The sequence below is a fragment of the Mucilaginibacter sp. P2_A5 genome (genome assembly GCF_056404995.1).
Genome location: NZ_JBFUCY010000005.1, coordinates 181,854 through 194,864, shown reverse-complemented (window position 1 = coordinate 194,864; position 13,011 = coordinate 181,854). Strand labels below are relative to the sequence as shown.

General features: G+C 45.3%; 6 protein-coding genes. All 6 read right to left on the bottom strand.

Features of this window, described 5'->3' with window-relative positions; translation table 11 throughout:
- Positions 1–32: 32 nt before the first annotated feature.
- On the bottom strand, positions 33–1,265 hold the full coding sequence (locus AC1DXF_RS06200; protein ID WP_477447205.1) for a DUF4959 domain-containing protein: 1,233 nt from the start codon (positions 1,263–1,265) through the stop codon (positions 33–35).
- A 49-nt stretch (positions 1,266–1,314) separates the two neighbouring features.
- Complete coding sequence (locus AC1DXF_RS06195) at positions 1,315–3,225, bottom strand: RagB/SusD family nutrient uptake outer membrane protein (protein ID WP_477447203.1); 1,911 nt, start codon at positions 3,223–3,225, stop codon at positions 1,315–1,317.
- A 25-nt stretch (positions 3,226–3,250) separates the two neighbouring features.
- Positions 3,251–6,502 (bottom strand): SusC/RagA family TonB-linked outer membrane protein, encoded by a 3,252-nt coding sequence (locus tag AC1DXF_RS06190; RefSeq protein WP_477447201.1) that lies wholly within the window; start codon positions 6,500–6,502, stop codon positions 3,251–3,253.
- Between the two features lie 557 nt (positions 6,503–7,059).
- Positions 7,060–8,106 carry an aldose epimerase family protein gene (locus AC1DXF_RS06185; protein ID WP_477447199.1) on the bottom strand — a complete coding sequence of 349 codons (1,047 nt, stop codon included), beginning with the start codon at positions 8,104–8,106 and terminating at the stop codon, positions 7,060–7,062.
- A gap of 193 nt (positions 8,107–8,299) precedes the next feature.
- Positions 8,300–11,644, bottom strand: coding sequence for a DUF5107 domain-containing protein (locus AC1DXF_RS06180; protein ID WP_477447197.1), 3,345 nt, complete (start codon positions 11,642–11,644; stop codon positions 8,300–8,302).
- A gap of 15 nt (positions 11,645–11,659) precedes the next feature.
- Complete coding sequence (locus AC1DXF_RS06175) at positions 11,660–13,003, bottom strand: sugar porter family MFS transporter (protein ID WP_477447195.1); 1,344 nt, start codon at positions 13,001–13,003, stop codon at positions 11,660–11,662.
- Between the last annotated feature and the right edge of the window lie 8 nt (positions 13,004–13,011).

Here is a 13,011-nt window from a genome sequence, read left to right as displayed (position 1 = left end):
TCTCTTAATTTTTTAATTAACAGTATACTGTGTTACAATGGGTTGCCATATAATGAAATCTCTTTGGCATTAACATAATCCAAACCGGCCCAGGTTTGCGTACATTGAAACCTGATGAATTTAACCGCCGGTGCCGTGTTCGGCATTTTAAAGTTTACACCTGCCGCGCCAAAAGCAATATCGGCCGCGTTGGCCTGGCCCGGAGGCAAGCCCGACGGCGGATTAGGGTACACAAAGTTGCCCATGTTAACCCAGTCGCCCAACACGGTACCAGGGGCGGTTACGGTTGCCGGCCATGCAGGGTAATCTGCAGGGGCATCCTTTGTTGACCCCCAGATGGTAAACTGCCGTGTGTTTTGGTAACCATATATATCAGATAGCCTGTTGTATAAAACCAACCGGCTTATTTTGGCAAGACTGCCTAAACCAAAGGTGCCAATTTTTAACGGTGCGCTCAGCGTGTGCCATCCCGGATCGCCCAGGTTGCCATCAAAAAAGTAGCGGAATTCCCAGCCGTAGCCTATCGGGCTATCTGTTGCCAGGTGATAGGTGTAAAATTTACTTTTATCAAGCAGTGTTTCAAATAAAGGAGTTAATGTTTTAAATATGGTATCAGATACATTACCAAACCTATCGGTAGTATATACGCCAAACTTGTGCGAAGTTGCATCGTAACCACGTACAGATACGTTAATGGTATCGCCGCTGATGTATTCCGGTTCCGCCTCGTCGTACGCCTTGGTGGTTTCGTTATATGCTAAAACATGCACGGCAACCGGCACCTTGTTAGGATTGAAGCCAAAAAAATTGGCTCCGCCAAAATCAGGGCTAATTACCAGGTTGGTGTTTATAAGTTCGTAATTAGGAGTGGTAGGGCTTACCTTTACCTCAACCGGATCTGACATTACATTGGCACGGCTCACAGCATACAGCGTTACCGTATATTCTTTGGCTTTTGCAAAGCCATCAACCAAAATGGTATCTGTGTAATAGCTTGCCTTGGTTTCCCTCACTTTTGTATCGTTAATATGATACTTAGCCAATACGTATAACAGGTTTTTTGAATTGGGCAGCGTGTAGGTAAGCCTGGCGCTGCCGTTAAGGTTCTCTACCTTTACAGCGGTAACCGGGCCGGGTTTTGTTTTGTCGTTTGATACCACTTCAACATTTGGCTCGCCCTTTTTGCATGATGCTAACAGCATAATAAACAAAACCGGGGCTAACATTAACCAGGTAAAGTATCTGCGATTATTTATCTTTTTCATAATTTATATTTTATAATTAATCATTTTTAAACCACGGATGGGGCTACTCCTACCAATACGGATTTTGCGTTAAATTCTCGTTCACAATTACATCCTGTGTGCTGATAGGCCATAGGTAATCTTTTAACCCGAATACCGGGATGATAACCGTTTGCGGGCGATAATAATTTATCGAACTGCCTTCGTTGATATTCCATCCCTGTAACGGGCGGCTTAAAACACCCTGCAGCTCTTTCCAGCGGCGTAAATCCCATCCTGTCTGGCCTTCAAAGCTCAGCTCGATGCGGCGTTCCTGGTGAATGATCTGGCGCAAGCCATCTTTGGTATTTGGTTTATCCGGTGTTTTTGAATAAGCGGTCCATGACGTTTTAACACCGTCAAGGCCCGCACGGTTACGTACTTTATCTACATAGGTAAACACATCGGCCACAGGGCCCTGCGCTTCGTTCAAGGCTTCGGCATATAATAAATATAAACCCGACAGCCGGATAAGCGGCAGGTGAAAATCAACCGTGGTAAAGCTTTGGTCCATTACGGTTTGATAGTTAACCAGTTTTTTGGGCCAGATACCGGTGATATTGGTTGAGTTAAAGCTTTTAGGGCCGGAAACGGCAAAAATACCGCGGGCCTGTACATAGTAGGCGTTGCTTTCATCAACCACACCATTGCCGAACCAGATACCGCCATCAAAACCAATTGACGAATAAAACCTGTTTTCGCGGTTCAAATTTTCGGCAGCGGTTTCATAGCCTTGCTTTACAAAATGCTTGTTGGCATCGTCGCCCGCCTGCGGTGCAAAGCGGTTGGCGTAATCAAAGGTTTTATCCTCGTTTAACGGCACTCCTTTATTGGTATAAAACAATTCCGATTCGGCTATTGGTACTGCCCAGTTTGATGGGTAGGTATTGGCCATACTTACTGCCTTTGAGGTAAGTTTTGGTATAGCATACCCCTGGTAACCAAAACCATAGTTTAAAGCCCAGATCAGTTCGGGGTTTTGCTCCCATTTTTCGGTAACGGCAGATTGAAGCGTCAATATTTTCTTCAATTCGTCGGATACATTACCTATACCTGTTGTTGGCGGGGTGTTGTATAAATGCAGGCCCCGTGCTTCGCACTCGGTAATGGCTTCTTTTGCAGCGTCGGCCGCTTTTTGCCATTTGGTTGCGTCATAAGTGGTTGAAAAAAGATTTTTACCATCATGATCTTTAATGTTTGCATAATCGGGATTACCATTAAACAAGGGACTTGCTGCAGTAGCCAAAACTTCGGCTTTAACGCTCATACCGATAAATTTGGTGATGCGGCCAAACTCCTTTACCTGGTTTTCGATGGTTGGCGGCAAATCCGGGATGGCTTCATCGAGTAATTGCACTACATAAGCGAAGGCCTCGTCTGTTGATACCCTTTTACGTTTCAACGTTGCCGGTGGCGCATCTATAGGGTAGCTGTCTTTAATCAGCAATATTGGGCCGTAAAGCCTTATCATGTAGTAATGGTAGTATGCCTTTAAAAATTTCACCTCGGCTATCCAGCGTTTCTTTTCCGGTTCGCTCAGGTCAATAGGTTTATCAATATTTTCCAGCATGGTGTTACACCTGCGGATACCCTGGAAAATATTTACGCTGCCAACGCCCCCGCCCCAGTAATTTAAAGCCGGATTGCCGGTACTTTGTACACCCCGTATGAGGTTGAAACCAGTTTGATCAAAAAAATTGGCCGTAAGGTTAACCGGGTATACAATTTCTGAAGATGTGGTAAAGCCGGCATTATAAATAACGTTCGACATTTGCTGCATGGTTGAGTAGCAGCCGAACAAATAGTTCTCGGCCTCGTTGCGGTTCCTGAAGGCATAATCCAACGTACCCACATTATCGGGAGCAACATCCAGGTATTTTTTACACGATACACTTGTTAAACAAAGCATCGCCATCAATATAAATTTATAATATGATCTCATGTCGTCTGTTTTAATCTGTTTATGATTATAAATTCACGTTTAAGCCTACGTTAAATACCTTTTGAATTGGGTATGCAAAACCGTTGCCCGCCTGCTCAGGATCCCACATTTTGAACGGACTCCAGGTAACCAGGTTTAAGCCGTTAAAGTAAATGCGTAAGTTGGTTAGCTTAAGCGATTTTGTTAAGCGCGCGGGCAAGGTATACCCTATCTCTAACGATTTTAAGCGCATATAACTGGCATCGCGCAGCCACCAGGTGCTTGGCTGCAGGTTGTTTTCAATTACGTTGCGTGATGTGCCTAAGCGCGGATAATCAGCATAAAGGTTTTGGTTTTCTTCGCTCCAATGGCTGTTGGCAAAATCTTTTAATACCTGTGTATTGCCATAAACATAGGCATCCGGGCTTGGGATAAAAGGGCTTACCCTGTTTGGGTCGATAAAGAACGATACCCGTGCCTGGCCCTGGAAAAATGCCGACAGATCAAACCCCTTATAGCCGGTTGAAAAGCCGAAGCCGTATACAATTTCGGGTGTTTGCGGGTAGCCTAAAAAGGTAAGGTCAAGGTTATCTATTTTACCATCGCCGTTTAAATCGCGGTATTTGATATCACCGCCCTGCGGCACCACACCATTACCGCTAAATATTTGCGATGGCGAGTTTTTGGCTTCCTGGTCGTCAACAAATAACCTTTCGGCCACGTAGCCATAGCCACGGCTGATAGGCTGGCCGATGAAGTGCCTCCATGGCTCGGCGTAATTAGGCTCTTCTATATAGGTATACTTGTTTGTTGAGTAAGTAAAGTTACCCCTGAAAGATGCCCATAAGCCATTGCTGAATGATTGCTTATAATCGGCAGACAGGTCCATCCCTTTTGAATCAACCACCCCTAAATTGGTACTGATAACCGATTCAAAGCCCTCGCTTGATGGAACCAGGCGCGGACGTAAAATATCATAACGGTGGTTTTTATAAAACTCGGCAACAACATTCAGGTTTTTCAATACGGTAAACTCGGCCGCAATATTGGTTTGCCTTGATGTTTCCCAGGTTACGTTATTGTTCTCGTAACTGTTAATGTATACACCTTTGCGCTCGTAAGAGTTGTTAAAGCCAAACTGCGCGTAGTTGGGGCCGGTAGTAAAGTTTACATCAGACAGGTAGAAGAAACGCTGCTGACCGATGGCATCGTTACCAACCAAACCATAGCTGCCGCGGAATTTTAAGCGCTGCACAATATCGGGATTCCACCATGACTCGTTAGATAGTATCCATGAAGCGCCGATGGTAGGGAAAAAACCGTAACGGTGCGCGGCGTTGAAACGCTCAGATCCGTTGTAGCCAAAGTTACCCTCTAAAAAGTATTTGCTTTTGTAGCTATACGTTAACCTGCCGGCCAAACCAAGGTTGCGGAACGGTAATGAGTACTGTAAGGTGGTAGTATTTGTTTTAGGATCTTTTTGGCTTGAATACACCGTTTGCTGTTGTGTGCCTATCAATGTTGCATTAATGTTATGATCGCCAAGCTTTTTATTATAATCAAGCGCCAACTGCAGGTACATAAAGGTATCGGCATTAGGCTCGTTTTTATAGTACGATAAGTACTCCTGCGCCACGTTGTAACCGGTTGGCTGCGGGTTAAGCCAGGTTAAGGTGTATTGGTTTGTTGGCTTATCATAGGAGCCTATGTTGTAATAAAAAGGGCTGTAGGCCAGCTGCGAATCAAAATACGAGTGCCGGTTGGTGTTAAAAATGCTCCTTAATTTAAGGCCATCGGTTAAAAAGTTCAAATTTTGGTTCAGCTCCAGTTGTGCCGACATGCGCGACTCTGACGAGTTTTTATGCCCGCGTAATAAAGCCGCATATGGGTTATTGTACAAAATATTGTTGCTGCTGGTACCATCGGCACTGCCAACGTTACCAAACAAAATATGCTGGGCGTTCTTATTGGCCAAATCGGGCTCAAAATAAGCCGGGAACAGCACCGGACTGGTGTGTATGGCTATATTGTATAAATCGGATGCGAATGAGCCGTCGCTGGTTATAGGGCCGTTATACTCGTTAAAATTACCCGAAAGCCTTACAATAACCTCGGTAGTCCTGGTAAGGTTAATGTTGATGTTTGAACGCAGCTGGTAGTTGCGGAATTTAACATTATTGTTATTGTTGTTACGCACATCGGTACGTAAAACGCCATTGTCCTGGTTATAAGTACCGGTGATGTAATAACGCGCCAAACTACCGCCGCCATTAACACTCAGGTTATTACGTTGTGTGGTGGCTGTTTTTTTAAACAGCATTTTTAACCAATCAACCGCGGGGTAAACGTAAGGGTTGGCGCCGGGGCCATTGTTTATGGTATTTTGAGTGGCGTTTATTTTACTTTGGGGAAACGGTATCGGCAATTTAGGGTCGCGGGTTAGTGATGCCTCATTGTACAGGTTCATGTACTCAATAGGATCAACAATCTCAGGAGTTTTGGTTGACTGGGACGAGGAGTATTCCGACCGGAAATTGATCTTGGCCGGACCTTCCTTACCTTCTTTAGTGGCAACCAAAATAACACCGTTGGCGCCCCTTGCTCCGTAAAGGGCTGTCGCGCTCGCGTCTTTTAATATCGAAAAGCTGGCTATGTCATCAACCTGTAAACGGGCCAGGTCGGTAGTGGTTAATTCCACGTTATCAATCAAAATCAAAGGATCTTGTTTGTAGCCAAAGGTGGTTACGCCACGCACAAAGAAAGACGCGTTATCCTGCCCCGGCTGGCCGCTGCGCTGGTAAGCTATAATACCCGCCGCCTGGCCTGCAAGCGCGGCTGTAAGGTTACTTGCAGGTATTTTAAGTTCGCCGGGCTTTATACTGGTTACCGAACCTACAAGGGCTTCCTTGCGTTCCTTTTTACCAAAGGCCGTTACCACAACCTCGTCGGCTATCAGCTTATCATCCTTCAATACTACATTAAATACTTTGTTGGTTGCGGTAACTGTAAAGGTTTGCGCCCTGAAACCGACGAAGGATATCCTGATAACCGATCCTTCGGGCACGTCGAGGATAAAACGGCCGTTCTCGTCAGTCTGGGTACCTATTTTGGTGTTGTTAATTACAGAAACGGTTACACCGGGTAGTTTTACTTTGGTGGTATCAACTACTAAGCCTGTAACTGTAATTTTTGATTGTGAATAGGCCGCACAATAAAACAGCGATAATATCAAAAGCATTAAACAACGCCTCAGGTAAAATTGCACAGGCTTTTTACTAAATGTGTAAGGTTGCTTCATAAAATTGGGTTCATAATTTATTCAATAATTGGGTTCATCAATCGGGCGATGTTTTATCGGCCCAAATCATTTTGAAAGGCGGGCAGGCAGAATAATCTTTTTTGGAATTACCGGGTTCGGCGCTACCTGCCCATACCATTACCGGCCGCGCCGGGCTGTTTGCTACAATTGATTGTTCTGTTTTGTCCTTAGGTTAAGAGTCATGGTCTTTACATACTATTGGGGTTTAATAAATAATTGGTGTTGTAAATGTAGGTGCAGGCGATGCTCCAAAAAATGGATTTATTTTCAAAGAGGATGGACAATTTTATGATTTTACGCCCTAAAAAACGGTTTTATCAAATACCCGTTTGCGGGGCAAAAATGAGTGCCTTTTTTTTGTGATTTCGGGGAGAAGGCGATGGCGGGAGATTTTCTTCAGGCAATATTTTGCAGTGCAAAAAAGTTGCATATTTTTTGCATTTTTCTGAAAAAAAGTGAAAGATAATTACCTGTTTTGTGTTAAAAAATGTTGTATTATTATCACAAACTTACAGCTTACAAAAGGGGTAGAGAAATTAAGCGACAACCCCAAATTTATACACAATAACTTCGTGATATTTGTTGCCCGGCCCCAGTACTGTGGAAGGAAAACTGGCATGGTTAGGACTATCCGGGTAGTACTGGCACTCGAGGGATAAGCCATCAAAAGGCTGGTATGGCCTCGGATAATTACCGGGGATTTTACTTTCAAGATAGCCGCCGGTATACACCACTATTGATGGGTAGGAAGTAAGTACTTCTACCTTGCGCCCCGATGCGTTATCTGTGAGCAATGCCGCTTTTTTCAGTTCACTGGCATCGTTATTTTGCAACACGAAACAATGGTTATAGCCATTGATAATAACGCCATTAGCAATCATTTTATCCCTTAAAACCTCACCGTTTAAAGCCCGGTCGCCGGCCTCATTGATCAGGCCGGTTGGGAGGTGCGCGGCATCAACATCCAATATTTTATCGGCGTAAACTTTGAGGCTATGGTCAAAAATCCCGCCTGCTTTTCCGGAGAGGTTAAAGTAGGCATGGTTTGTAAAATTGGCAATCGTTTTTTGGTTGGATGTGGCCTGGTAGGTTATTTTCAATTCGTTATCTTCAGTCCAGGCGTAGGTTACTACCAGTTCGAGGCTACCGGGGAACCCTCCGTCGCCGTCATTACTTTGAAGGCTGAATGATATTCCATGCTCTGTTGTTGTATAATCAAAAGCGCGGGTGTTAAAACCGGCATAGCCGCCATGATTGGAGTGGTTACCGTCATTTACATCTAAATGGTAAACAAGGCCATCCAAAGCAAATGTTGCATTTCCTATCCTGTTGGCAAAGCGCCCTATGGTGGCCCCTAAATAGCATTCATCGGCTATATACCCGGTTAATGAACTGTAACCTAATACTACGTTTTCAAAATTACCGGCCTTATCCGGCACTACTGCCGATACCAGCGTTGCGCCGTAGTTGGTAAGTTCAATATATGCGCCGGCGGCGTTTTCAATCTTAAATAAATAAATCTTGCGGCCAAAATATTCGCCCCATTCCTGGCGCGACACGTTCATTTGGCTTTTGATTATCATTTCATTGTATTTGTAGCTCAAGGTAAAGTATATTATTGTAATTACAACACGTATTAAGTTGAGCTAAAATTTTTTAGCTTTCCCAAATGATGCACAAGGGCAACACCAATGCGCGTCGCCTTGTTTTATTTAGCCAGAAGCCTTAAATCTTAAGCTTTGGACTTAAAACTTAAGGCTTTGGACTTAAGACTAATTAATAATCTGTCACTTTCAATTGCTGTTTGGTCATTGCTAAATGGGCCTTTGCACCGGCGTGGGTAACGTCAAGCTCCAGCACTTTGGCAAACATGGCCTGTGCGGCATCAAACTGGTGCAAGCCCAACATACCTAAGCCCTGTAAAAAGTAAGTATGGATGGTATTGCGCAGGTTTAAATCATCATCAAAAATGAGCAGGTTGGGCAGCGATACCGCGAAGTAATCTATCTTCACTACATCATTTTCATGGGCTTTACCGTAGGCAACAAGTTTATTAAAAACCTGTTTTGCCTTCTCCGGGCCGCCCAGTTTTTTCCAGCTCAGGCCCTGGTAAAAGATCTTATCGGGTTGCTGATCGTTATAAAACACGGCGGCGGATGGCTCATCTAAACCGATGGTTGATAGCGTGAAATAACTTTTAGCTGCATCAGCCTGGCCCAAACCTTCACAAGCACGGCCCAGCCAGTAGTCGATGTCGTTTTCCTGTGTACCGTATAATTTGCCTTCGCCCAAATTATGCGGATAGCTTTTAGCCATGTTTAAGTTGGCTATGGCTTTATTAAAGTCGCCTTCGTCAATATACTGTTTGGCCAGCTGCACCAGGCTAAACACGTATTGGCCGGATGCCTTACCTTCGCCGCCCTCCCATGGGTGAAACTGGCGTTTCATCAGCAAACCCAGGGCTTTATCGTATTGGCCCAACAGGTTATAAAGGGTAACAATCTCCAGGTAAACATCGTCGCGCTGTTGGGCAACCTGCAGGTTTTCCTCTAAAAATTTCAATCGGTCGCCAACCGGGTAGTTCAACCTTTTATAAAGCTGATCCAGTTCCATCAGCACCCGTGCATCGGTAGTATCTAAGGCAAATGCTTTTTCAAAATAGGTCAATGCTTTTTCGGCATTGTTATGTTTGTTGAAATAGGCAATGGCCAAATTCCTGAATACAGTGGGAAAGTTGTCATCCAGTTTTGCGGCTTTTTCCCAGTTGCTTACAGCATCGTCGTACTGGCGCTTATCGTAAAATAAGTTGCCTAAATAGTAAGGTGCTTTGGCATCAGCGGGGTTAAGCTCCATTGCCAGTTGTAATATTTTCACCTCATCTAAACGGTTGGGAAAGCACAGGTAAGGATCAGCTGCGGCGGCCTTTTCAAACCAATTTTGGGCTTCATCGTGTGCGCCGTTTTTGTGGCTGAAATAGCCCAGGCTGTAATAAACCATCGGGTTGTTGCCTTCGCTTTTTAACGCCAACCGCAATAGCTGGCCGACTTCGGTATATAAACCGGCGGCGGCATAATCAAGGGCGTATTCTATATAATTTTGATCATCATTTCTTGAAAGGGCGATCAGTTCATCCAGGCATTTTGCAACTATGCCGGCATCGCCTTCCTGCTTATAAAGCTGAATTTTTTCGAAAATAACCCCAAAGTTAAAGGCATCCCGCTCAAGCGCGGCATCAGCCACTTTAAAGGCTGCATCCAATTGGTTGAGGTTGCGTAAGGCGGCTATTTTTATCACATAAGCCTTGCTGTTATTGGCATTTCTATCCAATGACTGGTTAATATGATCTAACGCTAACGCAAAGTGCCCGCGGGCCATATCTATTTTGGCCGCCTCAAAAAAGCCGGTATCTTTCCAGGCATTGCTCCAGGTTGACTTATAAAAAACCGTGTATGCTTCATCGGCTTTGCCTAAATATTTCAGACACAAACCCAGGTTATAATAAGGTTCGCTATCGTAGGGGTTAGGGTTGCGCTGAATGCTGGTTTCAACCGCCTGCCGCAAAAACGACTCGGCTTTGGCAAACTGGCCTTTACGGATATACCATTTGCCTAAAGCGTTGTTATTGCGAATATCGGTGGGCTCGCGTCGTAAGGCCTCCTCGTAATAAGGTACCGGGCTATAAGTGGCATGGCGGTATTGTTCCAGGTGTTGCGCGGTTAAAAACAGTTGTTCCACGCTTTCCACATCGGCGGGTTCCAAAGCAGGCCTGGCCGGGATAGGCATTTCGTCCCTTTTGTTTTTGGCGGGTTCGTAGCGCAATACTTCCTGGCTGCTGCCATTGGTGATAACGAGCAAAAATTCATTTTCGTTTAACCCGGCAGCAACGGCTAATTCCTTAACAAAAACAGCTTCGGGAACGATCGTTCCAGTATGCTTAAACAGTTCTTCGCCCCTGCAGGTGAGGCTGATATACAGGTTATTTTGCACCGATGTTACCTGCACTTTTATAGTTAACTTATCGTCAGTTTTGTTTAGCGCCAGTAAAATATCTTTCGATGCGTTTTTTACCATTCCCAACTCGCGGTAGGGTAAAAAGTATTGGGTAAAAGTTTTTTCTTCGTAAGGCATCAGCCAGCTAAAATCGGGCTGATTATCGGTAAATACGCCCGTCATTAGTTCAATATACGGACCATCCTCGTCGGTGAGGTTCCTGTCCCAGGCCTGGCCGAAATCACTGTGGCCCCAGGTCCATTGTTTTTTGCCGGGCGATACATGGTGATTGGCTACATGCAGCAAGCCGGCCTGGCTATCATGCTCATAGCCCCCCACAAAATCATAATCGGAATTGATGGCCATGTATGATGTGGGTACCGGAATATTTTTGTACATCGAAATATCGGTACCCGGCGAATAATCAACCTTGTAATAAGTGCCCGTTGCTATCGGAAAATCGGATACATCGCGCTTGCCGTGGTCAAAAACAGCGTTTACATCAGGCGGGAAAACCGATTGGTAATAGTCATTCACCTTTACTGCCGGGTTTGCCCACCATAAAAAAGTTTGCGGCAGGGCCGAGCGGTTAAACAGTTTGGCTTTTATTTCGATATAGGCCGTATCGGGGTGCAGGGTAAAACCGGCCATTCCTTTGGTGTGGAACATGCGCTCCACTTCGTTCACCCAAACGGTTTTGCTGCCATCGGCATGCTCTTCCAGCTTGTAATCAACCGGATCAAAGGTGCTTGGACGGTGATGCTGCGGCCAGTTAAATTCGATGCCGCCCGAGATCCAGGGACCGGTCAAACCTACCAAAGCAGGCTTAATTACCTGGTTATGGTAAATAAAATGGCGCTGTTTAACCTTATCAAAGGCTGTTTGAATACGGCCGCCTAACTGCGGCAGTATCATCACCTTGAGGTATTTATTCTCGAGGAACAGGCCTGTGTATTCTTTATCTTCTTTTTCATCGGCAATTTTTTCAATCACCGGGTTTGGATAAACCACCCCGCTGCTGCCCTGGTAAACCCTTTTTTCAAAAAACATGGGGTTTTTATCGGGCTTGCCAACACCATAAGTGGGGATAATTACTTGCTCTTCCCAAACGGAAACAGTTGAACTTTGCATACTATGTATTATATTTTAATGTCTTATTAAATTGTCTTCTAACTCTTCTAAAGTTTGGCCTTTTGTTTCTTTCACCTTGGCCTTTACAAACAGGAAGCCCGCAAAACAGATGCCCGCATACAGGTAAAATGGTCCGTATGCGCCCAATATTTTGGCCAGGATAGGAAATGTAAACACCAGGATAAAGTAAGCCCCCCAAAGCGATACGATGGCCACGGACGACGCCACGCCACGAATTTTGTTGGGGAAAATCTCGGAAATAAGCACCCAGGTTACCGGCGCCAGCGAAATAGCATAGGTACTGATAGCCAGCAGCACAAATATAGATACCAGCCCCGCCGGGAAATGATTTTGCAGCAGGAATGCCAGTACGATATACAAAATAGCTAAACCCAGCGAACCCCAAAGCATCAGCGGGCGGCGGCCCAGTTTATCAACCTGCCACATGGCTAATAAGGTAAATACCAGGTTAACCACGCCAATGGCTACGGTCTCGAATAATTGCCTGTTTAGGTTTGCCCCTACCGATTCAAAAATGGTTGAAGTATAGTTAAACACCACATTAATACCGCAAAACTGCTGGAATACCGCCAGCGTAATACCCACCACCACGGCCGGGCGAACTGCCTTTTCAAACACCATGGCGTATGATTGTTTGGTTGAGCCGACCAGCGATTTTTCTACTGCTTTAAAGGTTGATTCGGCAAAATCAGGCGAGCCAATTTTGTTGAGGATAACCCTGGCTTTAGCAGGCTGACCGGATTTCATGAGCCATCTTGGGCTTTCGGGCAGCCAGGTTACTCCAATTAAAAATATGGCCGATGGTACTGCGCCTAAACCAAACATCCAGCGCCATGAATCGGCACCGTGATCAGCCAGGAAGTAGTTGACCAGGTTGGTCACCAATATGCCAATCACTACGGTAAGCTGGTTAATAGCCACGTTACGGCCGCGCACTTCGGCGGGCGAAACTTCGGCAATATACATGGGGCAAAGCATGGAGGCCATACCCACGCCTATCCCGGCAGCAAAGCGCAGGATTAGAAAGTAAGTTAGGGATGCAGAAAACGCTATCCCTATAGATGATACCGCGAAAATTAAAGCAGCGATGATAAGCCCCGGTTTACGGCCATATTTATCGGCAATGTTGCCTGCCAGCAAACAGCCAACTATACAGCCTAAAGCCAGTGAACCGGTTAAAAACCCCTCCCATACCGGAGTTAAGGCAAACTGGGTGCGCAGAAAAGGCAGCGCGCCCGAAATCACCGCGAAATCGAACCCAAAGAGGTACCCGCCCAGGGCCGAAATAAAGGAAATACCAATAATATAACTACTGTTAAAGCTTTTTGAACTACTCATTTTTTAGG